The sequence below is a fragment of the Nostoc favosum CHAB5714 genome, from assembly GCF_020829495.1.
Lineage (GTDB): Bacteria > Cyanobacteriota > Cyanobacteriia > Cyanobacteriales > Nostocaceae > Nostoc > Nostoc favosum.
The window spans coordinates 62,153-86,751 of record NZ_JAIVFQ010000025.1 but is presented as its reverse complement, the minus strand read 5'-3'; the positions used below and the strand labels follow the sequence as shown (position 1 = coordinate 86,751).

The 24,599-nt window shown below is 42.4% G+C and carries 17 protein-coding genes and 2 pseudogenes; 9 read left to right on the top strand and 10 right to left on the bottom strand.

Annotated features, from left to right (window positions below; genetic code table 11):
• Positions 1-123: 123 nt before the first annotated feature.
• Entirely contained in the window at positions 124-2,103 is a 1,980-nt protein-coding gene (locus LC586_RS18025) for a 4-Cys prefix domain-containing protein (RefSeq protein ID WP_229486116.1), read from the bottom strand.
• A 428-nt stretch (positions 2,104-2,531) separates the two neighbouring features.
• On the opposite strand from LC586_RS18025, the gene LC586_RS18020 reads away from it, so the two are divergent.
• The 3 genes from LC586_RS18020 to LC586_RS18010 all read left to right on the top strand — a co-directional run bounded on the left by LC586_RS18020 (position 2,532) and on the right by LC586_RS18010 (position 5,167).
• On the top strand, positions 2,532-2,966 hold the full coding sequence (locus tag LC586_RS18020; RefSeq protein ID WP_229486115.1) for an NfeD family protein: 435 nt from the start codon (positions 2,532-2,534) through the stop codon (positions 2,964-2,966).
• A gap of 165 nt (positions 2,967-3,131) precedes the next feature.
• A complete protein-coding gene (locus tag LC586_RS18015) occupies positions 3,132-4,139 on the top strand; it encodes an SPFH domain-containing protein (protein WP_229486114.1) in 1,008 nt (335 codons plus the stop codon).
• 458 nt (positions 4,140-4,597) lie between these two features.
• The gene (locus tag LC586_RS18010; RefSeq protein WP_229486113.1) at positions 4,598-5,167 is read left to right on the top strand and encodes a Uma2 family endonuclease; all 570 of its coding nucleotides are present in this window, start codon (positions 4,598-4,600) and stop codon (positions 5,165-5,167) included.
• A 91-nt stretch (positions 5,168-5,258) separates the two neighbouring features.
• Here the strand turns inward: LC586_RS18010 and LC586_RS18005 are convergent, their stop codons facing one another.
• On the bottom strand, positions 5,259-5,663 hold the full coding sequence (locus LC586_RS18005) for a Fur family transcriptional regulator (protein WP_229486112.1): 405 nt from the start codon (positions 5,661-5,663) through the stop codon (positions 5,259-5,261).
• 144 nt (positions 5,664-5,807) lie between these two features.
• On the opposite strand from LC586_RS18005, the gene purS reads away from it, so the two are divergent.
• The gene (gene purS, locus LC586_RS18000; RefSeq protein ID WP_229486111.1) at positions 5,808-6,086 is read left to right on the top strand and encodes a phosphoribosylformylglycinamidine synthase subunit PurS; all 279 of its coding nucleotides are present in this window, start codon (positions 5,808-5,810) and stop codon (positions 6,084-6,086) included.
• On the opposite strand, the gene LC586_RS17995 is transcribed toward purS, so the two are convergent.
• Complete coding sequence (locus tag LC586_RS17995) at positions 6,083-6,247, bottom strand: hypothetical protein (protein ID WP_229486110.1); 165 nt, start codon at positions 6,245-6,247, stop codon at positions 6,083-6,085. The two genes, purS and LC586_RS17995, sit on opposite strands and share 4 nt — an antisense overlap.
• A 22-nt stretch (positions 6,248-6,269) precedes the next feature.
• On the opposite strand from LC586_RS17995, the gene purQ reads away from it, so the two are divergent.
• Positions 6,270-6,944 carry a phosphoribosylformylglycinamidine synthase subunit PurQ gene (gene purQ / locus LC586_RS17990; RefSeq protein WP_229486109.1) on the top strand — a complete coding sequence of 225 codons (675 nt, stop codon included), beginning with the start codon at positions 6,270-6,272 and terminating at the stop codon, positions 6,942-6,944.
• 267 nt (positions 6,945-7,211) lie between these two features.
• On the top strand, positions 7,212-8,513 hold the full coding sequence (gene iscB / locus LC586_RS17985; protein ID WP_229486108.1) for an RNA-guided endonuclease IscB: 1,302 nt from the start codon (positions 7,212-7,214) through the stop codon (positions 8,511-8,513).
• Positions 8,514-8,616: 103 nt separating this feature from the next.
• On the opposite strand, the gene LC586_RS17980 is transcribed toward iscB, so the two are convergent.
• The 3 genes and pseudogenes from LC586_RS17980 to LC586_RS17970 all read right to left on the bottom strand — a co-directional run.
• Entirely contained in the window at positions 8,617-10,200 is a 1,584-nt protein-coding gene (locus LC586_RS17980) for a beta-barrel domain-containing protein (protein WP_229486107.1), read from the bottom strand.
• Between the two features lie 131 nt (positions 10,201-10,331).
• Positions 10,332-13,334 (bottom strand): peptidase domain-containing ABC transporter, encoded by a 3,003-nt coding sequence (locus LC586_RS17975; RefSeq protein WP_229486106.1) that lies wholly within the window; start codon positions 13,332-13,334, stop codon positions 10,332-10,334.
• Between the two features lie 848 nt (positions 13,335-14,182).
• Positions 14,183-15,370: pseudogene (locus LC586_RS17970) on the bottom strand (group II intron reverse transcriptase); the annotation flags it as partial.
• On the opposite strand from LC586_RS17970, the gene LC586_RS17965 reads away from it, so the two are divergent.
• The gene (locus tag LC586_RS17965; RefSeq protein ID WP_229486105.1) at positions 15,346-15,846 is read left to right on the top strand and encodes a DUF5372 family protein; all 501 of its coding nucleotides are present in this window, start codon (positions 15,346-15,348) and stop codon (positions 15,844-15,846) included. The pseudogene LC586_RS17970 and the gene LC586_RS17965 overlap by 25 nt on opposite strands.
• Positions 15,847-15,857: 11 nt before the next feature.
• Complete coding sequence (locus tag LC586_RS17960; RefSeq protein WP_229486104.1) at positions 15,858-17,936, top strand: recombinase family protein; 2,079 nt, start codon at positions 15,858-15,860, stop codon at positions 17,934-17,936.
• A 67-nt stretch (positions 17,937-18,003) separates the two neighbouring features.
• Here LC586_RS17960 and LC586_RS17955 read toward each other — a convergent pair whose 3' ends face one another.
• The 3 genes and pseudogenes from LC586_RS17955 to LC586_RS17945 form a co-directional block, all read right to left on the bottom strand.
• Positions 18,004-18,576 (bottom strand): hypothetical protein, encoded by a 573-nt coding sequence (locus LC586_RS17955; protein WP_229486103.1) that lies wholly within the window; start codon positions 18,574-18,576, stop codon positions 18,004-18,006.
• 59 nt (positions 18,577-18,635) lie between these two features.
• Complete coding sequence (locus tag LC586_RS17950; RefSeq protein ID WP_229486102.1) at positions 18,636-18,968, bottom strand: hypothetical protein; 333 nt, start codon at positions 18,966-18,968, stop codon at positions 18,636-18,638.
• Between the two features lie 222 nt (positions 18,969-19,190).
• A pseudogene (locus tag LC586_RS17945) lies at positions 19,191-19,568 on the bottom strand (reverse transcriptase N-terminal domain-containing protein); the annotation flags it as partial.
• A gap of 205 nt (positions 19,569-19,773) precedes the next feature.
• Between LC586_RS17945 and LC586_RS17940 the strand changes: the two are divergent.
• Positions 19,774-20,202 carry a hypothetical protein gene (locus LC586_RS17940; protein WP_229486101.1) on the top strand — a complete coding sequence of 143 codons (429 nt, stop codon included), beginning with the start codon at positions 19,774-19,776 and terminating at the stop codon, positions 20,200-20,202.
• A gap of 130 nt (positions 20,203-20,332) precedes the next feature.
• Here the strand turns inward: LC586_RS17940 and LC586_RS17935 are convergent, their stop codons facing one another.
• Positions 20,333-23,419 (bottom strand): esterase-like activity of phytase family protein, encoded by a 3,087-nt coding sequence (locus LC586_RS17935; RefSeq protein ID WP_229486100.1) that lies wholly within the window; start codon positions 23,417-23,419, stop codon positions 20,333-20,335.
• Positions 23,420-24,599 lie beyond the last annotated feature (1,180 nt).

Sequence of the window (24,599 nt, the reverse complement as noted above, 5' to 3'; positions counted from 1 at the left end):
TAGCTTGACGGTAACGTTGTTCTAGCTCTTCAATACTTAGATGTGTAGCTACACTAATTCGTTTCGGCATTAGTCATCTTTGCACTCACTACTTCTATCGTAAGCGATTATCCGGACATGATATTACTTCCCAGTCGGACACAGTTGCTGCACTCTTTGAGGAAGTTGCCGACACATCTGCTGAAATCCTTGAGGATTAATTTGCCACCAAGCAAATAATCCCAGACTTGTACCCCCCACAAGCAACGCCAACACTCCCCCCAGCATTACCAAACCTTTAGCCCGATTAGGTTTTTTAATTAAAGTTGGTGGAATTTCAAAGCTCAGAACTGGTTCTTCTGAAAGATCCAAATCTAGATCCAAATCTAGCAAAGCTTGCGAAGTTTCTGTAAAAGAAATTGCTTCTTCTAGTTCTTCTAGTTCCTCTTGTTCTTCTTGTATTTCTGCTTCTATAATCTCTTCTGGCAACGCCGGAGTCACAGGTACTAAGTATTCTGGGGAGACACGGCAATAAGTGAGAACAACCGACGTATTATCACGCCCATTTTTTTCGTTTGCTAAGTCAATCCAGTTGCGAACAGCATCTTCAACTGTCAGTTCACCTGTTAACACAGGTATTGCATAATCTTGCCAAGATTGTTCCACCCAATTCTTGTCACTTAAACCATCAGAACAAAGTAGCAATATGCCATCTTCTTCTATAATGAATCGCTGAACTTTAAGACGCAAAGATTCTGAATCTCTTGTGCCTAATGCTTGAGTTAAGGCACTAGCATCTGCTCTCAAAAGTGCCTTTCGATATAAGCTTTTAGCATAGCGTACTTCTCGCGTTGCCACATCATCATCTACTGTCAGAAGCTGACAATAATTACGAGTAATCCAATAGGCACGGCTATCGCCAACATTAGCCAAGTAAAGTTCATGGGTATTATTTGATTGCCACCCAGTACTCGTTTGTACTGGTTGTGGAACTTGCACCGCCATGACGATGGTTGTAGCCATGCGTTCTCTGCCTTGGCGTTTTTGCTGATTATTGCGGGCACAAATCAGATTATTTACCACCCGTAAGCTTGCTTCTAATTGTTCTTGCAACAACTCTGGTGGTACAAGTACAGTTTGTTCTGTAACCTCCTTGAGTAAAGCGCGAATTTGCAACTTTACAGACTCCACTGCCAACTTACTGGCAACCTCGCCGCCTTCGTGTCCGCCAATGCCATCGCAAACAATCGACAAGTGCTGCAATAAAGGTTCATCTAAGTCACTCAAAGCATTGGGATAGCAAGCGTCTTCATTTTGCGCCATAATTGGGCCAATATCTGTAGAGCCTGCCACCTTCAAAACTAATGGCAATTCTCCAGCAGATGCTAATAGTAAATTATTGAGTTGAATATTAATAGTCTCTAACTCAACCTCAGTTTCACACATTTGCTGGACTATTTTTTGTAACCCTTTGGCTACTGATGCCTTTGCAGACGCTACCCAAAACTGCCAACACTCCCCCAGATTTCGTAAACTCAGTTTCTCATCTGCTGGTGTTTGGTAGAGTTCCAACAGTCGCACACACCAACCTTGAACTCTCAAATTGTCTACTACTAGTAAACTGCGGCTAAGTCCCAATTCTGATAAAGGTGTCCAAAGTTGGAGAATTTGCCACAGCCAATAAACTTGTCGTACCGCCGTTGCTTGCTCCCATGCCTCAACAATAGTTGGATAGATATTTCCTCTCTCATCTATCGGCACATTTTCTAATAAGAGGATATCAGTTGTATCTTCCTCAAAGTTACTAGCAAACCCATAAGCCTGGGGGAGATGTAATTGCTCTTGATATAATCGTAGGTAAGGAATTACTTGCGTTGATAATTCTTCAGGTACATCTGGCGGTAGTCCCGGTTGAGTATCCAGCCAAATCTGGGGACTAATTACCTCATACCTATGTGCTACCCTCGTACCTGGTGATATTTTGGCAGACAATGAGCCAGTAGCCCAAAGATAGCGGTGAACTAAAGGAGTTTGACAAGTGGCACAAACGCTATCTCCAATAGGATTAATGGGGCTATTACAGCGTGGATTTATACAATAAATTATCAGTTGAGTAGAAATCATAAAGGTATAAATTTAACAAACTAATCAACAAATGAACTTCGATTAAGTTTAGGGACTTCCAAGAAATAAATTACCCAAATAAACGTAGACGCAAAGGGGCTTGCCGCAGGCTACCACTCCAGACACAGAGAAGCCAGTGCGCCCTTGCGGTTCCCCGACTTGTAGCAACTGGCGCGACACAGAAGAATGAGGAGGATAGAGCTTTTTCGTCAATTTTTGGGTATTTTTTTATTTGGAAGTCCCTTAGCTGGCAAACATTTGAAGGCTAGAATAGACTGGATTTGTGTACCGCTAGCTACATCTTGTTACTGAAATTAATCAAAATTTTTGGTAAAAATACCAAGTTTGGTTTTCTGTAAATAACTTACGTCTGGCTGTATCTAATCGTAGAAATGCATTTACGTCAATGTAGAGTTTAGGATGGCGCTATGCCAAGTTTTACCTTAATCTGGCTTCTGGCAGGAGCAGTTCTGTGTTTGATGGAACTGTTCTTACCATCGGCGTTTGTCGCCTTCATGATGGGAATTAGCGCTTTTGTGGTGGCGCTGCTGTCTGGAGTGGGTTTGGAAAGTGTATGGTTGCAAGTTGTAGTTTGGCTATTACTTTCCACATTACTAATCGTGCTTTCTCGTCGGTTTTTGCAACCACGACGACGCAAATCGAAAATTCAGGATGCAGTCATAGCTGAAACTTTAACAGAAATTCTGCCTGGTAAAACAGGGCGGGTGCGGTATGAAGGAAATTCTTGGCAAGCACGATGTGACGATGACAAGTTTACCGTACCACCCAATCAAAGAGTTTATGTGGTGAGGAGAGAAGGTACTACTTTGATTGTGATACCAGAAAATCTGTTGAATTCTTAGTCAATGGGGAGTGGGGAGTGGGGAGTGGGGAGTTAGGAGTTAGGAGTTAGGAATTAGGAGTTAAGAGTTATCTATCTCCTTCATCCTTCTCATCTCCCTCATCCCCCTCATCCCCCTCATCTCCCTCATCCCCCACTCCCTCTATTAAAAATTAGGAGATTTACAATGGAACAGTTCTTTTTACTAGTATTTTTAGCCCTTGGTGGTTCTGCCGTAGCGGGGTCTGTGAAAGTTGTCAATCAGGGTAATGAAGCTTTGGTGGAAAGATTGGGTAGTTATAACAAAAAACTGGAACCAGGACTAAACTTTGTCATTCCTTTTCTAGATAGAATTGTCTACCGAGAAACTATCCGCGAAAAAGTCTTAGATATTCCTCCCCAACAGTGCATCACCCGTGACAATGTTGGCATTGAGGTGGATGCAGTGTTTTACTGGCGTATCGTGGATATGGAAAAAGCCTGGTACAAGGTAGAAAATCTCCAGTCGGCAATGGTAAACATGGTGCTGACTCAAATTCGCGCCGAAATGGGGCAACTGGAGTTGGATCAAACTTTTACCGCTCGTTCCCACATCAGTGAACTTTTATTACAGGATTTGGACGTTGCTACCGATCCTTGGGGTGTGAAAGTGACACGGGTAGAACTACGAGATATTATTCCGTCTCAGGCAGTGCGAGAATCGATGGAATTGCAAATGTCGGCAGAACGACGCAAACGGGCAGCAATTTTAACTTCTGAGGGCGAACGCGAAGCTGCTGTCAATAGCGCCAGAGGAAAAGCTGACGCGCAAATCCTGGATGCGGAAGCTCGTCAAAAATCGACAATTTTGCAAGCCGAAGCTGAACAAAAGGCGATCATTTTGAAGGCTCAAGCTGAACGTCAGCAGCAGGTTTTGAAAGCCCAAGCGATCGCAGAATCAGCAGAAGTTATTGCCCAAAAAATCCACACTAATCCCAATGCCAATAAAGCAGTGGAAGTTCTGTTTGCATTGGGCTATTTGGATATGGGCGCGACAATTGGTAGAAGCGATAGCAGCAAGGTATTATTTATAGATCCGCGCACTATTCCTGCTGCTTTTGAGGGTATGCGTTCCGTTATCTCAAATGGTCAAGTTGACTCTAACGAGTTGTTTTCTAAGCAAATACCAGGATTAGAAAATAAGCGCCCTAGTTAACTCTCTTTTAATAAGTAGCTAGGCAAAATTAATTACAGCAAAATTCAGAAGTAAAACACGTTTTATTCCTGGCTTTGAGAGTTAGCTTGTGTACAACCTGACTTTTCAAGGTATCTGGAAAACCTCTCTTCTATTTCTCTCTCCTAAAAGGAGAGAGACTTTGAATTTTCCCCCTTAGAGTCTTAGAGTCTTGGCAAGGGGGTTAAGGCAGTGAGCATCTCACTTTTGTAAACAGTCTTGTAAAACCTCACCCCAAGCCTCTCCTTAGTAAGGAGAGGGAGCAAGAATCTTATTTCTTATCGGGTATATTTGCAATATTGAGATCCTCCCGTTAAGGCTATTTGATAAAGTTATAATGGCCAGTAAAGAAATGCGATGTCTACGACGGGCTACGCCTAAGCAATAAATTGTTGCATTCTTCCAATGATAAAATATCAAGCTTTGATAAGTTGTAAACTATGACATTATCTATTCAGCCAAGCACAGTAATAAGTGTAGAAGAATTTTTACAATTACCAGAGACAAAACCCGCAAGCGAGTATTTTAACGGGCAAGTATACCAAAAACCTATGCCACAAGGAAAACATAGCACTTTACAAATTGAATTAGCTTCTGCCATAAATCAAGTTGCAAAACCTAAAAAGTTAGCTTATGCCTTTACTGAACTACGCTGCACTTTTAGCGGACTTTCGATAGTACCAGATATTGCTGTGTTTGAATGGCAAAGAATCCCCCTTGATGCAAAAGGTAGTATTGCGAATAAATTTGAGATTTCTCCAGATTGGATAATCGAAATTCTCTCACCAGAACAATCACCCAACCGAGTTATCCGCAAAATTACATTTTCTATTCAAAATGGAGCAAAGCTAGGTTGGTTAATAGATTCGGCTGATGAGTCAATCATGATTTTTGAACCCAATAAATTACCAGAATTAAAAGAAAATCAAGATATTTTACCCATTTTGAGTGTTATTGAAAATTGGCGATTAACAGTTGCAGATGTATTTAGTTGGTTGAGTTTTGTTTGAATAAAGCATTTATTACAGCAGAATTCAAGAGTCGAAATTCAGAATTCAGAAGTAAAACACGCTTTATTCCTCTCATAGAATTAGTATATGACTATTGACTAATCCCAGTAGCTTGATTTACTTGGCATTGACTGCACAACCCAAAAAACTCTAGGGTGTGGTAAAAAACTTTAAACTTATGGCTGGATTCTAACTGGTCTTCTAGGTCATGAACGGGGCATTGATTAATCGGAATTGATACACCGCATTGCAAGCAAGTAAGATGGTGTTTGTCTTGCTGCGCTAGGCTATAGAGGGCTTCACCATTAGCCAAATTCCGCACTTGTACCATGCCTTCGAGTTTTAAGGCTTCTAGGGAACGATAAACTGTCGCTAAACCCATGCTCTGATTGGTGTTACGTAGTTCTACATAAATATCCTGGGCGGAAATGCCTTTTTTGATGGTTTTCAGTAGATTGAAAATACGCTCTTGACTGCGGGTGCGTATGGTTCTCATAGACAATTATTTTAATATGCCACTGTAGTTGAAGCTGTTAGATGGGCTAATTGATCAATTAACTTTAACTGCTTCGTAATCTTATTTTCACTCAGTTGGAACAGAAAGTTATAGTATAGCGATCGCAGCATTCAGCAAAAGCCCGTGCAAACCAAGTATCTAGCCAAAATTTTCGTGACGCTTCGTCCTTCAGTCTTAGACCCTGCTGGCGTGGCTGTACAATCCGGTCTTAAGCAAATGGGATACGAGAACGTTGACCAGGTGCGGATTGGTAAGTACATTGAACTCACCATCACTTCGTCTGATGAGAAGAAAGCGCGTCAAGACCTTGATTGCATTTGTGACCAAATGCTAGCAAATCCCGTGATTGAAAATTATCGCTTTGATTTGATTGAGGTCGAAACACAGACTGGGGTATTTTAGGGATTGGGGATTGGGGATTGGGGATTGGGGATTGGGGATTGGGGATTGGTTATTAATTCTTCTCCCTCATCTCCCTCATCTCCCTCATCTCCCTCATCTCCCTCATCCTCCCCTGCTCCCCCTGCTCCCCCTGCCCCCTGCCCCCTGCCCCCACTCCCCACTCCCCACTCCCTTTGATTAATCATGAAATTCGGTGTTGTTGTTTTTCCAGGTTCTAATTGCGATCGCGATGTTGCTTATGTAACCAGAGACTTGCTGTTACAACCGACTCGCATGGTTTGGCATCAAGAAACGGACATTACTGATTTGGATGTCGTTATCATTCCTGGTGGCTTTAGTTACGGGGACTATTTACGCTGCGGTGCGATCGCGCGTTTTTCACCCGTGATGCAGCAGGTTATCGAACACGCCCAAAAGGGTAAGTTTGTAATCGGTATTTGCAATGGTTTTCAGGTATTAACTGAAGCTGGACTTTTGCCAGGGGTGTTGACTAGAAATCGGGATTTGCATTTTATCTGCGATCGCGTCCCTTTGAAAGTTGAGCGTAGTAATCTCCCTTGGACACAAGCTTATACGACTGGTGAAGTTATCACTTTGCCCATTGCCCACGGAGAGGGGCAATTCTACGCTGACGCAGCCACTCTTGCAGAAATTGAAGATAACGGGCAAGTTGTGTTTCGCTATGAAGGTGAAAACCCCAACGGTTCACTGAACAACATTGCTGGGATTTGCGATCGCCAGGGCAATGTGTTGGGGATGATGCCGCACCCAGAAAGAGCATCTGACGGGATGCTGGGCAATAGCGATGGCTTGAGGCTATTTCAAGGATTGTTAGAGAAGGTAGCGGCATTAGCGTAGAGCAAATATCGGGCGACTAGGTTGGGTGTTTTGCTATCCGCTAAACAGTGGACATTAGTGGACAAATAATACAAACCATTGTAGAGGTAGCCAGTCTAAGTCCCTCGCGGACTACGTTGATAAGGTCACGATACCTAAAAGTGCTTTCCAGCTTTTAGCTCTATCCTTCAGTTTTAAACATCTGTATTTAGCTAAAGAAGTGAACTGAACATAACAAGCCTTAACAACATTGACGGGGAAAACATTACCTGAGAAATCAGAGGACTTATGTCTAATTTCGTTTTCGTAATTGATACTAACAAGCAGCCACTTGACCCTATCTTGCCAGGACAAGCAAGGCGATTACTGAAATCAGGTTTTGCCGCAGTTTGGCGACGTTACCCGTTCGCAATTATCTTGAAACACGTTGTTAGTGACCCAAAAATAGAACCAATTCAACTTAAGATTGACCCTGGCTCTAAAACAACCGGGTTGGTACTAGTACAAGGTAATAAAGCAATCTGGGGTGCTGAGTTAACCCACCGTGGGCAACAAATCAAAAATGATTTAGAGTCACGCCGCGCCATCAGGCGTAATAGACGCAACCGCAACACCCGTTACCGCCAACCTAGATTTTTAAATCGTACTCGCCCTGATGGATGGTTAGCACCAAGCCTTAACTCTAGAGTTAAAAACATCCTAACTTGGGTTAATCGGCTAATTCGATATGTCCCGATTACTGGGATATCTCAAGAGTTGGTTAAATTTGATATGGCTGCTATGCAAAATCCTGAGATATCAGGTAAAAAATACCAGCAGGGAGAACTTGCAGGCTATGAAGTCAGAGAGTATTTACTTGAAAAGTGGGGCAGAAAGTGCGCTTACTGTGGTGTTGAGAACCTACCTTTTGAGGTTGAGCATATTCACCCAAAATCAAAGGGAGGTAGCGACAGGATTTCAAACCTCACCCTAGCTTGTCATGATTGTAATCAAGCTAAGGGAAACAGAGGCATCAAGGATTTCTTAGCCAAAAAGCCTGATGTACTATCCCGTATTTTGAAGCAAGCCAAACTTCCCCTTAAAGATTCTGCTGCGGTCAATTCAACTCGTTGGGCATTGCTTAACAAACTCAAAGAAACAGGTTTGCCAGTAGAAACAGGGACGGGCGGTAGGACTAAATATAATCGTGTTCGCCTCAGCCTGCCTAAAGCTCATTGGTTAGATGCAGCTTGTGTAGGAATAGTAGAAAACTTGCATATTCTCACCTCACAACCTTTGTTAATCGCTGCGAAGGGGTGGGGAAACCGTCAAATGTCTACACCCAATAAATACGGATTCCCTACAAAGCATAGAACACGCTGCAAGGCTTTCTTTGGTTTCCAGACTGGCGAAATGGTACGGGCAATCCTCCCAAAAGGGAAGTTTGCAGGTACTCATATTGGTAGGTTAACCGTTCGAGAGAGTGGCGTTTTTGAAATGAGGACAGCGCATGGCAAGGTTAGCCCAGTTCGCCATAAGTACTGTAAGTCAATTCATCGTAACGACGGGTATATGTATGCGTTTTCCACAAATGAAAGAGTGAATCAGTGATTAGAGGAGTACTGATCGCTGTCTGAAACATATACTAAAATTCTTCTACAAACAGCGATCGCTCCATCACATCAAGTCTTAGCTGCAAACAGCGATGATGATATTAACGTACCTCTTTAAGAGTATCAATTTGCTTGGTAAACAACTCAGTGAATAAACTAAGCACAGTCCGTTCTTCGCGTACTTTTATATTGGCACTAATGGACATACCTGATTGCAAGGGGACGTTTTTACCCCTAATCACTAAAGATTGTTTATCTAAATTGAGCTTTGCCGGAAATCTATAAAACTGATGTGTTTGGTCTGGCGGTAATGCGTCTGACCCTATCCCAGCCAGTTCCCCTTTGATATCGCCAAATTCGCTGTAAGGAAAAGAGTCAATTCTGATATCTACCTTCATACCTTTTCGTACAAAACCAATATCTTTATTAGTGATGAAAACTTCAGCTATATAGTTTTCATTTGGGACTATTTGCAGCAGTTTTGTAGTCGGAGTCGCTACAAATCCAGGGTTTTTTGCTTGCAAATCGAAAACTGTTCCGGCTACAGGCGCACGGAGTTCTTGATATTTAACATTTAACTGTGCTTGAGAGATTTTACTATTGATATCTGCCAAACGCTGCTCATTATCTAAAATAACTTTCATGAATTGGCTATCAATTGAGGCAATGCGCTGTTTGTTATCAGCTATCTTATCCAAAATGTTTTTATCAGAAACAGCCACCGTATTGCTTAACTCTTGTTGCCCTTTTTCTATGTCAAACTGGAGGCGTTTTTCTTCCTCACCTAATTGCGCTACTTCTGCCGTGCGGTTTTGTACTTCTTGTTGCTGGTTGAGATACTGAAGCTGAGAAATACCACCTTCTTCTGATAATATCTTCAGTTTAGCTAAAATCCCCTGTTGAATAGCTAAACTTGCTTTACTATCTTCCAGCTTATATTTATTTTGAGCTAGTTGTTTTTTGATTTTTTCTACTTCTAATCGCGCTGCTGAAGATCGAGAGTCTAATTCTTTTTTGGCAACTTGTAGAAGTTGTTGCTCATCAATCCCTAGTGCAGTACCTACACCAGAATTTTTTAATTGAGTCCGTAATAATTCATTTTCTCCTACTAAGGCTGCCCGACTTTTCAGGAGAAAAGCAGCTTCTTGCGGCAAATTACCGCGTAAATATGACAGTTCTGATTCTGTGGCGGTACTTGCACCCATCAATCGGCGATAAATCTGGTTTTCTCTATTTAATGCAACGCGAATTTTTTTCAAAGAATCTAATTCAGCTACAGAAGCAATGGAATCAAAAGTCAGCAGCAAATCTCCTGGCTTTACTGTTTGCCCATCTTTAACATTAACTGTTTTCACGACTCCACTAACAGGAGCCTGAACATCTTTGACTGTTCCTTCTGGCTTCAATTGCCCTGTTGCTGGCACTACTTGCTCAATTTTTGCCAAATAAGCCCAAGCAATCCCAAAGCAGGCTAACGCCATTAGGGTCACCATGATTGTACGCGACCAAATTGGAGATTGGCGCAAGACAATAGATTGCTCAAATTCCTGAGTACTTGAGTTGATTAAAGACTGTTGAGCAGCTTTCTGTTGTTTTGTAAGTACTGATGAATCTTGCTTGACTCCATTTTTCTGATTGCCGTTTTTTTGATTGCCGTTGAGGTGATTCCTATTAAGTTGAGTCATAACGATTTTGGATTTTGAATTTTGAATTTTTGGATTTTTTTTAGAGCAGTTCTTGATGGGGTCATTTCCCCCTGCTCCCTGCTCCCTTCCCCCTGCCTCTTCGTTGATGCCATGCCCCCAGCAATGACTAATTACAAGTTCACATCTTGTTGCTGATACAGGTAAAAATAATGACCTTTAGCAGCCATTAATTCTTGATGGCTACCTTTTTCTATAACCCTGCTATTATCCATCACAACGATCATGTCTGCATTACTTACAGTGTTCAGTCGATGGGTAATAAAAAATACTGTATCACCCTTGAATGCTTTGGCTAAATTGAGACATATTTGCCGCTCTGTGGGATAATCTAATGCGCTGGTTGCTTCATCTAAAACCAGTAATTTTGGTCGTTGTAAAACAGAGCGGGCGATCGCAATTCTTTGTCGTTGTCCACCTGAAAGTGCAGAACCCCGTTCTCCCACCCGCGTGTTGTAACCGTTGGGTAAGTTCATGATAAATTCGTGGGCGCACGCAACCTTAGCCGCTTCGATAATTTCTTCGGTTGTCGCATCGGGATTGGTTAGGGCAATATTTTCCTGAACGCTACCGTCAAACAACAACGTTTCTTGGGGAACTACGCCAATTTGTCGTCGCAGTGAATAAAGTTCAACTTTGGCAATATCATAACCATCAATCAAAATTCTGCCGGACTCAGTTTCGTAAAGTCTCAGCAGTAACTTCATCATCGTACTTTTACCAGATCCACTTTGTCCGACAATGCCGACAAATTTCCCTGGCTCAAATTCGAGGTTGACATTAGAAAGTTGCAAAGGGCCACTCGTCCCAAAACGGAAGGAAACATTTTCGTATTTCACAGCTCCCTTAATCGTGGGTAAGGGTATATTGTAGCGGTCTGTTTCTCCTTCTTGTGGCGTATCGACAATATCGCTTAAACGCTCTAGAGACAAGGCTGTTTCTTGGAAGCTTTGCCAGAGTTGAGCTAAACGCAATATTGGGCTGGTGACGTAACCCGATATAATTCTAAAGGCAATTAATTCGCCTAAAGTTAATTCTCCTTGGAGTACTAGATAAGCTCCTACCCACAAAACGAGTAAGCTGCTGAGTTTGTTGAGAAAGCTGCTGGTGGAGTTAGCGAGGGTGGAAGTTACAACCGTTTTAAAACCAGCGGCGACAAACCGAGCATAACGCTCTTGCCAAGAAAAGCGCGATCGCAATTCGATATTTTGCGCTTTTACGGTTTGAATTCCTGACATCACCTCTACTAAATAAGATTGAGTTTCGGCGTTGCGTTCGGCTTTGGCACGTAACTGTCTACTAATGGTGGGAGAAGCAACTAAGGTGATAATCACAAATACTGGAATTGTGCTTAAGCCTACTAAGGTGAGTTGCCAACTGTAAATTAGCATCACACCGATATAGACCAGCGAAAACAGAGCATCTAACCCTACTGTTAAGGCAGTACCCGTCAAGAATTGGCGGATATTTTCTAATTCGTTGATGCGAGTGGAAAGTTCACCCACCGGTCGCCGTTCAAAGTAGCGCAGTGGTAAACGTAACAAGTGGTCAATAATTTGCGACCCTAAACCCATATCGATCCGGTTAGTGGTATCGACAAATAAGTAGGTTCGTAAAGTAGTTAGTACTGCTTCAAATAGTCCGACTACTAAGAGCAAAATCCCCAAAATATGTAGTGTGCCAATACTATTTTGAGTGATAACTTTGTCGATAATTAACTGAACCACCAGAGGATTCGCCAACGCTGCCAACTGCACGAAAAAGGAAGCGATAAAGACCTCTATCAGGACTCGACGGTGGCGTGACAAATAGGGTATAAACCACCGTAAGCTAAAACGCTCTTGCGGGGTTTGATTGGTAGCAGTCAGCAGTAATACCTTAACTTTGGGCGGAAAGTCGGTTGGATCAACATCTAATTGTTCAACCAATTGAGCGGGTTTGCACCGCACAATTCCTTTGGATGGGACACCCACAACTGCGGTATTTGCATCCACTTCATATAAAACGGCAAAATTATCACCATAACGAATTAGCGCCGGTGTCGGAATGCGCGTCACTGAGGCGATTGGTAGCTCTATCAACTGCGCTTTCAGTCCGATTAACTCTGCCAGGTAAGCAGTAACTTGAAACGATATGACACCCTGACGTTTGACTTGCTCAGTTAAGATGCGGCGAACCACTTCTCGACGAAACGGCATTTCTAGGTGCTTCGCGATCATTTGGAAGCAGGCGAAGGCTGTATTTAATTCTCCATTACCACTAAAAAACGGGTATTTTTGTTTTGACGAACTCTTTGAGGCTTGGGGGGCTGCCTGGGGAACTATTTCGTCTGATGCGTAGGGAATATCTAATTCCTCTATGCTATCTGATTTAGTGTTACTTACCGCAAGTACTATCTCATGACTATCTTCCAATATCAAATCTGACGGATGTATACCAACCAACCGTGCGGGGTTCTGACTTATGACTTGGATATTGTCTCTGTCATTGTCCGATTCTAGGCGATCGCCAGGTGAGAAATTCGTGACTGTACCTCCGCCACTCAAAAACCAGACCCTTTCGCTATCGAGTTGGTTGAATGGAGTTGCCCCTGGAGGGAGGTAATGTATTCTCGCCTGTGGTGAGGCGTTTTCTGCCACTTCTTTAAAATTTAAAGTAGCGATTGGTTGCTGTTTCCAATACGAGCTGAGAATATCGAAAACTTCCACCAAATAGCTGCGGTTCTTGCGAACATTGGCAAAAGCTGGGTATAAACCCAGAAAGCTAAAATATGCCGATGCATTCAAGGTTAAACATACTACTTCGGTGGAGGCGATCGCGGTTTCACAGGCCACATCGCGCAACAAACCAATTTCGCCGATAATTTCCCCCGGTTGCAGCAATTTTAGGGTAATTGGCAGTTGCGTCTGGGGGTCATATCCCAACAGGCGCACTTGTCCCTCATAAATGATCGTGATGTGTTCCGGGAGACTTTCTTTACCGATGATTTTCTGACCTATCCGATAGCGCCAAGCTTGCAGCTGTTCTGATAGATTAGCGATCGCTGCATCTGGTAAGTGATCAAACCCTTCTAGGGTGCTGATAAATTCCGAAAAAGTGTTCTTAATATAAGTCATATCAAACAAGTAAAAGTGAGGAATTAAGCCGAAAATATTAGGGAGTATTTCTTTCTAACAGTGACACTGTTTGCTTTTATGCTAGTAGTGGCAAGACTTCTGTGGAATTCCGGGGTCTAAATATGTAAAAGTACGCAGGGGAGGTTTGTCTAATTGCAGGACTGTATTTATATCACACGCTTACAATTGTTATGCGTTTTTCAAAATAAAGTTAAAGTATAGTGTAAATACATTGAGGATAAGTTATCACTTGGTTAATATTACATAATTTATACAAGGTTTAACTCAGTAAGATGGCAATTATGTAAAATGGATACTCATCATTAAACTAAGACACAGAAACGCAGTTGTTAAATTTAGCGTCGCCCATTTTAGATATATGATAATCAACATGAAATTATCACAGATGCTTTTTTAAGTAAATACCCTAGTTAAGAATTATGTAATCAAAAAAACTTTAAATTTTTGAATTGTTTTTTACAGATTATTATAGGGATTGACAGTATCACTGATGGCAAAGACGGTCAGCTTTCCTTGGTAAACAGCGCCATACCCGATGTGTAAAAGAATTCTCCATCACTTTTTTGCTAGCTTAATTTAATAAAAATTAACTGGAGAAGTCAAGTTAAGGAGGCAGAAGGCAGAAGGCAGAAGGCAGAAGGAATCCCCATAAATAAATTTAGGGGATTTAATAAGGACGCCGTAAATATGCGCTATGCGTCTGGAAATACATATTTTTTTGCTTTTCATAAATAAATTTAGTTTCTCTGGTACCCTGTGGTAGAGGGCAAAAAATATATTTTCTTCCTCCTGGTTGAGTCGATGGGGAGTATTATCTCCCACACCTCTCAGTTAGAACCGGACATGCCGCGTTTCCGTGCATCCGGCTCCCGATGCTCTGGTTTGCTCATGTGCAGGTAATCGTGACAGCTTTCATGGATTGCTATCAGATTATTCTTTTTCCAGTTGGAGTGGTTCCCGTCTTTGTGATGTAGGTTAACTTTCTCATCAGATAGGAGTTTAAGTCCACAGGCTGCACAAGTATGGTTTTGCCGTTTTAAGGCAAAAGAGGTTTCGCCGTCGTAGAGTTTGCTGTTACGTTGACTCCAGTAGGCGATGTCTCCATCAAAAGGTGATTTTGTGCCTTTGACGTTGACGTGTTTGTTTTCGGAGTAGGAAACCTTGGGGAACGCTTTATCTAGCAATTTCTTGCTAGTTTCGCGGTTTAGTTTGGTTTCCTTGTTGAACACCCTAAATGCTCTGCGCTGGATGTGGTACAACGAGAATTGTGAACCGTTCATCTTGCAGTAGCGATGGTAATTCCTCCATCCTCTAACTACAGGGGCTAATTTGAGAGCCTTTGTTGTAGCACCAATATTCGAGTTGTTGACAATGCGCTTTACTTTCTGACGGAATATTTTAAAGTTGTCCGCTGAAGGGACACATCTAAATTTTCCGTTGCTCTGCACCTTAAAGTGCCAGCCAAGAAAGTCAAAGCCCGAAGTCGTAGCGGTTAGCTTGGTCTTCTTCTGGCTGATATTCATTCCCCTGTCTGCTAGGAATTGGCTGATTTTGGCTTGTATTATGTTGGCATCGTCTTCTGGCTTGAGGATAAATACCATGTCGTCGGCATATCTTACCGAGTTGTGAATTTCCTCAATTCCGTTGAGTGCGATGTTAGCTAAAAGCGGACTTACCACTCCACCTTGCGGCGTTCCTTGTTCCGGAAATTCTGGATTCACTCCTGCTTTTAGGCATCGGAATATACCGAGTTTTAGCCCTTTAGGGGCAATCAGATGATCCATAATTGCTTTGTGGCAAATCCTGTCGAAGCATTTTTCGATATCAAGCTCAATGACTCGTTTATCTTTTCCGTGGTGATTGGATTGTAGATTTGTAAACAGGATTTTCTGAGCATCGTGCGTCGAGCGTCCTGTCCTAAATCCGTAGCTCCTTGCATGGAATGTTGCTTCGTGTGCTGGTTCCAAAGCATATTTTGCAAGGCATTGCCATGCTCTGTCTGCAATGGTGGGAACAGTACAGTAAGACTGCACATAACTTCAAGTCACTTTTGGGAAGTTGTGTCACCATCATCAATCCCATCCACCCGTTATGTGGTCAGTCTGTTGTAATACAGCAAATTCGTAAAGTTGGCCAAGAGACTAAAGTAACTGTAGAAAGTCCTTTGGGAGGATTTTTGTCTCTACCAGCCACGGAAACCGACCTATGGACACAGCAAGCTTTCACAGTCCAAACAGTCGGGAAGTTTTTACCTGAGAAATTACTGCGATTAAGCGAATGGGTAGCAGGGCGATCGCAAATTATAACGTCCGAATCTTCTTGTGTTCTTGATGATATTGAAGTCGAACACAAGAAAAAAAATGAGAAAAAAGCATCTACTAGCAACCGCTCAAGCCAAAAACGAAGAAAGGCTAAGTCGCCTTATAAAGCTAACAGCACGGTTAGTGGACAAAATACTCTCCACTCAACAGACAGAGAAAGCGATAACTAGGAGTGAACCAGATGAATAATAAAATTAGTTCAACCCATCTGGAACGCCGTGCCGTTGTGTATTTAAGACAGTCAACACCCACTCAGGTAGAATTTAACCGTGAAAGTACGGAAAGACAATATGCTCTAGCTGACCGTGCATTAACCTTGGGTTGGGACAAGAGTCAAATATCCGTATTGGATAGTGACCTTGGTAAAAGTGGTCAAACTACAACAGGACGCGAAGATTTTCATCGACTAATGGCTGCTGTTGGTTTAGGGGAAGTGGGGGCTGTTTTGGCTCTGGAAGCCTCAAGATTTTCTCGTTCCCAAGCAGATTGGCATAAACTTTTAGATATCTGTGCCCTTACAGACACCTTGGTAATTGACCACGATGGGATTTACGACCCAAATGATTTTAATGACCGAGTGATACTAGGGTTTAAGGGAACTTGGAGCCACACGGAACTACATGGTATGCGCTTACGGTTACAAGGAGCCAAACTCAATAAAGCTAAAAAAGGAGAGTTGCGCTGTTCTCCCCCTACTGGCTATGTCTACGACCCCGAAGGGAAATTGGTGCTAGACCCAGATGAAGGTGTAGTTGCCGCAATACAGTTAGCCTTTCAAAAGTTCCGCGAACTTAGAACAGCATTTAAGGTGATGCGCTACTTTTGTGTAAACCAAATTCCTTTCCCAAGAAGACGTTGGCGACCTGGGGATATTGGTACACTTCATTGGGGCCCAGCCAACCTTAGTCGTATAACTGCCCTACTGCACAACCCAACTTACACAGGAACATACGTGTATGGTAGGCGACGCAGTTTTAATGTAATTGAGGCTGGACAAATAAAAAAGGTTAAAATCCAGCAACTACCCCAAGAAGAATGGAAAGTAATCATCCACAACGCTCATGAAGCTTACATTAGTTGGCCAGAATATTTGTCTAATTGTGAGCGACTCAGACGCAATTGCCCAATTTCTTTATCAGATGGATGTCCAGGTACACCTAGAGAGGGCTTTGCTCTCCTCCAAGGTTTAGTAATTTGTGGTAAATGCGGTCGCCGTATGAGTCCTCGCTACCACGGTACTGGTGGTTGTAGAGCAGCTTACGAATGTACCCAAGCTCGTAAACAAGATGGTAGCGTCGGTGCTTGCTGGAGCGTTGCGGGAGCAGCAATTGATACAGCCGTTTCCGCTCATGTGCTGTCAGCTTTTACGGACGAGCAACTAGATATTTCTCTTGCTGTCCTATCTGAACTTGAAAATATTGCAGATGAGGCAGATAAAACATGGCAACTGCGACTGGAAAGGGCACGTTACGAAGCTGAAAGAGCTTTTCGACAATATGATGCAACCGAGCCAGAAAATCGTTTAGTAGCCCGTACACTAGAAAAGAGATGGAATGAAAAATTACAACAGTTAGCAGAGTTAGAAGAGGCATACCAAAAAGCCCGTCAAGTACAACGGCTGGAATTAACAGCAGTGCAACGGCAACAAATTTTACAGTTAGCCAACGATATTCCCACACTTTGGCACGCCAGTACTACTACGAACCTTGAGCGTAAAGAGATATTAGGGTTGTTAGTAAAACAAGTTGCTATTACCCCAATTGATGCTCCAGAACGTTCCACTCGTGTCCAAATACTCTGGCATACAGGAGTTACAAGTGAATTGATTGCGACACGCCCAACAAATGCAGAAAAATTCCGAACACCCAACCAAGTCATTCAACTCATTAAAGAATTAGCTGTGGGTCGAACTGATAGCGAAATTGCTCATGAACTCAATCGCCGAGGTTTGGTGGGTGGTACTGGGCGTGCTTTTACAAAAAAAGGTGTCGCCTGGATTCGTTGTCAGTTTGGGATTGAAAAGCCTTTAAGTAACCCACAAGTAGCACACTTAGGGGTTAGTCCAGAAGGTTATTATTCCACTAGTGCCCTGGCTGAAAAACTTGGTGTTGGAATTCATACTGTCTATTACTGGCGAGACAAAGGAATTATTCAGGCATTCCAAGAAACTCCTAGAAGCCCTTGGTGGTATATAGTCACACCCGAAGTTTTAGAGACTTTACGTGAAAAAATCCGCCGCGTACCAGTTAAATCTGAATAATACCAGTTTGATAGTGAGCCGAAAACAATAGTTTGAATATCGTTAACCCCTTTGAGTAATTTTGTACTCAAGGGGTTTTGCTGTCTTCGGGTGAGGGTTTTTCAATAAATTTTTCACCATTAAAATGCCAAGCAATTCCATCTGGATCATGAAGAGAAGTCCATTGCCCAAAATTGGGAGCATTTTTCTTATGACGAAGGGTGCTGGGAGAAACATTTAATCTTCTTGCTAAAGCTGCACCAGTGAGGTGAAGTGGTACTTGAAGGGAATTTTTACTTTCGGTTTTCTCTAGTGAGCTATCAGGTAAGTCGTCGAGTGGCTCACTATTGAGCGATGATAGTTTGAGATGATTATTTTCTTTGACCAATGGTAGACCAGATAGTGGCTCACTTGATAGCTTACTGATGACTGTCTCCAGCGAATTAGCTAGTGGCTCACCTAGTAACTCACTATAGGGAACGGTGTTTTCCTGAACTGGTGGGTAGTTTAAAATAGATTCGGCAATTGGTGTTACCAAGAGTGACTCATTTGATAGCTCACTGTTGGTAGATTCAGTTTTATAAACAGATGACTTCACTAATTGAGTGTCACCATCTGCCCCGGTTACTTGTAGCTCACTTCTAGATGTACTCACGGACATCAGTACAGAGTCATTTGTCAAGTCAAAGGTTGTGTTTGGTAATTTTTCTGGTTGCTCACTTAATCCTCGCAGTTGTCAGGCTGATGCAGATATTCGTTGTGCGATAGATCCTCACCAGAAGATTGACAAGTATACTGACTTATTGCCTGCTTGAGTTCTGCTACATCAGAAAGCAGACTGCTCACCTTCACCTCTAAATCCTCAATCCGCTTTGGTGTACCTGACAGCTCACTTGGTAGCACATTAGGTATGCTACCACATAGGTAAGTCTCAAGAATTGCTACAATAGCGGCAGAATCTGACTTTAATCCTTGAGAGTGCTTAAATTCAACCAACAGTTCATAGACTTTGGGTGGTGGGTAGGCTGCTATACGGGGATTTTTTGTTGCCATTGTTGTTAGACTTCCACACTTGATACAACTCTAGCCTACCCTATTAGTAGCTCACTCATAGCTCACTAACCACTACTTTTTTCACCTTAGCGAAGCTCTTCCCTTGGGGAGGCTCGCTCACTTGTGAGAAAATCTGTACCCAATTGCAGCGCATTGAGTGGAGAATAATCATAGAGAGGAGAATATCCCTAAACTTCATTGAATCAAGGTGCAATATGAATACACCGTCGGGACTTTCAGGGTTCGGGTTTTTCCGTCCTTTTTTGGTATCGGTATTTCCCTGAGTTTGTTATGATTCCAGTTATTCACACTGGACTTAAAGAGTTCTTCAAGTGCAAAGCGTTCTCCAAAACTGAGGGACGCTTTGCCATCAATACCTGCGGTCTTTTTTCCAGCATTTAGCTGTGTTACTTGCCGAATCGCCAGTAATCTAGCCGAAGTAGATTTCAGAATCAGCTTTTGTAGTGAGCGAGCTTTCCGATAGTCGCCAACTCGAACAGCTTTGTACACGCGCTTTTGTAGGCGGAATAGGTTACGACGGAATTTCTTCCACGGTAGTCCTTTCCAAGATTCACTGGTATTTCTACTGTGTCCAATCATCGCTCTTACTTCAGTCGTGTGTCTTCTGAACACCTCAACCCAATTACGGGTTGTCCTACCCGAACCGAAGGAATTCCGCTGCTCGTCCAGCCTACTTGGGGTTCGACCTTCCCTTAGACCCTCAGTTCGTTTTTATTCGTTCCCTCAGAGAGATTATTTCGTTCCTTTAGGTGTAGCCAATTCAACCTTTGGATTCCCTAGACTCATGCCGCTATTGAGGACATTTGCGGCGGGAATAATCTCCAATGGAGTCGGGTTTTGTCTGTTGTGTCCCGCTCAAGGCTGGGTTGCTTTTTTAGGCTCAGTTTCACCTTGGGAACTCCCTGTTAGCGCCAGTGTCACCTCACAACAGATGTCTGATTGCGCCCTGTTTCCAGCTTCACTTTCCAGAAATCGAGTCTGGTTAGTGTGGACAGATAAGGAGTCACACCTGAGTCATGTGGGCAGGACTTTCACCTGCATCTATCTGAGAGTTCAACCATCTCTGTTTTTAGATTTGGTTGGTGGGGTTATTTACGGACTGATTACCGTGATTCACCCACATCGAATCGCACGGGCCCTCTGCCTTTCTTCTGTGAAGATTTTTTGTCAGCTTACAGTAATAACTATTAAATTTATGAAGCAAAGACTATAACTGCCTTCAGTAAATTTACTGGTTTAATTAAGATTGAGTCCATTTAATCGCTATGCATAAAACAACCCCATCCCGGTTGCGAGATGGGGTTGTTTTATTTTGCTAAGTAAAATTATGTCCGTTTGATTACTTAACTAAACCCAACGAAGTCATTTGCAGTCAAGCTAGTTAAGTTAATTTGCAGCAATGAAACCAACTCTGTATTTCCGGTTTTCACGAGAGTGTCAGCACCCTGTTGCAATACCCTTAGATTACTGAGGCCAATACCGCCCAGCCCGATTTTATCAATCCCGATCGCAAAATCAGTAATAATGTTCTTGCTAGCTGGCAGACTACCATTGGTAATCCAAAATTGGTCAGCACCAGCACCACCACTGAGGCGATTACCGCCCTGTTGACCGGCAAATAGCACATCATCGCCATCGCCACCAAATAGAGAATCATTGACATTGGAAAACAGTTTGTCATTACCGGAACCACCGTAGAGACGGTTATTACTGCCTTTACTGGTGAGGGAATCGTTGCCAAAGCCACCGAAGGATAATTGACGAGAACCTTCAATTACTGTCAGGGTATCAGCACCTGCTGCCCCAAATAGATTATTATTACCACTAGCTTCAACCACAGCGATCGCATCATCACCATTACCACCATTGGCACTAGTATTTTGAGCCGGGCCGTTTTGACCAATAAATATCTGATCATTACCATCACCTGTGGACACTGATGAGTCACTACCCACAAGCACCGTGTCATCCCCGTTCCCAGTGACGATTGTGTTACCTTTTGTACCCTCTACAAAATCTGCTCCGTCACCTGTAAGTAAGGTTTGATTTGGCCCAGTGGTAATATCATCGCTGGTACTGGAGCCAAATTTAATGTCTTCAGCTTGAGGTTTACCTAAACCAGGAGCAAGATTGAGGGGATTCTCCAGCTTCAACAGAATAATTTCATTGTTGTCTATAACTGGATTTTGAGGATCATCTCCAGGACGACCTGTTGAGAAAGGATAGTTGTTGTCATTAGCTACCAAAATGGTGTTTTTGTCAACAACCAACACATTTTCAATGGTTACAAACGGGAAGTCAAAGGTAGTTTTGCCATCTCCATTGAGGTCGTTAGGGTCTTGGATGTTTAATAAGTCTGCAACTTCTTCTTTAGCTACATAGCCATTAGAATCTGTTTTAGACAGGTCTATTTTGAAAATCTTCTTGAATTGAGCAGAAGTTCCTTGACCACCATCCCGCTCAATAACTAAGTACTCATTATCATTAATGACTGCTAAATCCCCGATCGCATAAGCAGGATTTTCTAACTCGTAGTAAAGTTTATTACCAGTGTACTCGCGGCTGGCGATATCAAATTCGTTAATCCGCAAAGCACCAGCAGGATCACCCTGAACCGTACCCTCTAGAAGCATATAGAGTTTGGTTTTGCTGGCGTTGATTGCTCCGCCTTCAAAACCTTTGGAACTACCCAAGTTAGCAAAAGCATCTCCTGAGAGAACATCGGGGTTTTGTGGGGATCGCACTAAGTTATTCTGAGGATCACTCAAGAAATCTCGGACTTTATCCCCTGTATCTGGGAAATCTGTGAAGAGTGCATCTACGCCTAATTGAAAGAACTGCTGAAATTCTAGTTCTGGATTACCTTTGTAATCTGCTGCTAAGTACTGGTCTTCATTGCGGAAGGTGTAAGGATGAACCTGTAAACCTGCATTGTGAGCATCTTGAATTAAGCTAGTGGGAGGTAACGTAGTCTTATCAGCATCATTTACTGTTCCATCCCCATTCACATCATCAGCTTTGCCATCACCATTAGCATCAGTACCTTTGACACTAACAATCATCCGCTTCCAAGGGCCAATACCATCAGCATAAGTGGCAATTTCAGTTAAGCCTTCTGGAGTTCGCAAGTCGCCATAAGTGCGACTGTCACCACTGACTTTCAAATCATAAGGCTGACTCTCGATAATTTTACCGTTGATGTCAATGTCACTGGCATCTAAAAGTTGGACAAGTGGAATATCCACCCCTGCCGCAGGCATAATGCTATCATTCAGTTGTTTGAGGTTAGATACTTCAAAGGACTGGATGAAGATGCGACTGGGGTCAGTAAAGTTATTTGCCTTGAGTGTATCGATCAGTATATCGCTGATGTTTCTGTTAATTTTCTCTGTCGTGCCTACATAAGTGGCTTCTTCGGCAAAATAGGTGGGATGCTTCGTTTCTGGGTAGATGCCAATCTTTTTACCTGTCTGGGCTTCTACCTCTTTAACCAAGTCGATGATTTCGGCGAGAGTGGGAATTTCAAATTGACCATTGAAGGATTGGTCACGGAAAGGTAGACGCTGTATCGCCCCTAAAGTCTTGATTTCTTCTAAAGTAAAGTCTTCAGCGAACCAACCTGTAATTGTGTTGCCATCTAGACTGACTGTTTTCTTGCGATCGGCAAACTGTGGATATTTGCTAATATCGTAAACGTCTGTGGTTGTATTGCTTAAATTGACGCTGCCATCAGCATTTAAAATTGCCAAAGCAGGCTCATGACGAGCAATTAACACACCATCTTTTGTAACTACTAAGTCTGGCTCAATAAAGTCAGCACCGTCTGCAATTGCTCGTATGTATGCCTGTAAGGTATGTTCTGGAAGATCCCCACTTGCACCTCTGTGGCCAATTACTTTAGGTGCTTCTCCATTTAAAGTTTTGAATTGGTCGGGTGTAGCGATCGGAGCTTCTAACAACTTACCAGTGGCATCAAAATGTAGTAGATAGGGGCCAAACTCCTCTCCAACCCAGATTGTCCCGTCTTTATCAAAGACGAATGACTCTACATCGAAATCTGCACCAGTCAGTAATCTCTCAGAACTTTCTTCATTAACTATTTGGAAAGGAATCTTGTTGTTTGGGTCAGACAGTTGAATGTAATCTAAAACTTTAACGCTGCCATCTCCATTTTCTGTTCCCTTAAAATTCGGATCTAAACGATTGATTCGCAGTAGAAAATCTGCACTATTGTCTTTGCTACCGTAACCATTATCTGACAAAAAATATAAAGAGTTACTGTTAGCAAACTGGACACCGCTAAAGCCCTGTATTGGCTGTCCTGGAAAAGGCCCCGTTCTGCCGTTAGCTGAAATTTCCTTACCAGAAACTGGCCCATCACCATAGGTATCAGCAGGTAAAGAAGCAAAGCCGACTAACTCAATTGCCATAGTTTAGAATGTTGGTTGGGTATTTGGATTTAACTGCATCACAAGCTATTGAAGTTTTCTCATTACTTGTGGAAAAATAAATCATTAACTCAGGCTAGAAACCGGAATTACTGGTAAATTTCAGAATTACAAAAATATAGTTTCGGCAAGCCCTTTAAGTCCAATTTCGTATTAACGCCGAGAATACATTTACGAAAAACGTATTTTCTCAGAGTTATCGAAACCTTGAGACATGATAGTGGAATGTCAACTACTAATCTGTGTTAGTGAATAATGAGCATGGAAGACTGAGATTCAGAATTTAATGTTGATAGTAGTTATGAGATAACTTAGCTAGCAGTAAAGATGTTTCCATGAAAAGATTAAGATAAGATAAAATTAAACAGAAGAAATGATTAAAATATATTTGCATAAAACCAAGATTTGCTAAAATTTATACATATCAAATTTATAGATAATAAAGTCAATATATTTATTTATATTTTTAATCAATCTATTGTTGATAATTATCAAAAGATAAAATTTGAGTTTTTGCAGTTTGAGTTGGCTAGCGATCGCATGAATTTTACTGTTATATCATGTCCGCTTGATTGCTTATTAAACCCGAAGAACCCCAAAGAGCCAAAGCTGGGTCTTAGGGATTTTTGCAAGATATCTAATAAAGTTTGATTACCACTCTGATTGATTTAAAGTTGACTTTTTTAACAAGGCGATCGCAGGCTTAAGCATTAACTAGATAAGCTGTTACGCATAAAACTAGTACATTTACCTGATGACTGTTGACTGATGACCGATAACCGTCAACCGTCAACCGTCAACCGTCAACCGTCAACGATTATAAAGAATGTTTATATAATTTAGACGCATATCAGCTTAGTTACAGCAGAATTCAGAATTTATATCATGTTCGCATAATTAGTTATGATTTCCACAGTCATTGCACCCCACACGCTATCCGGCTCCACTTGGGGAGACCCAAGACCGCACTGGCTCCCCAAAATCTCCCCTCCCCGCAAGCAGGAGGGGAGACGAAGCGACGATTGTCGCCTTGCAGGCAAATTAGTTATGCAGGCAAACGAGTACACCGAGGATTGTTTCGTACTAAGTCAGGTAGAGTTATCAACGCTGATGTAAATGGTAGCTTGCAGATTATACGCAAGTATCTCCCAGAAGCTTTTAC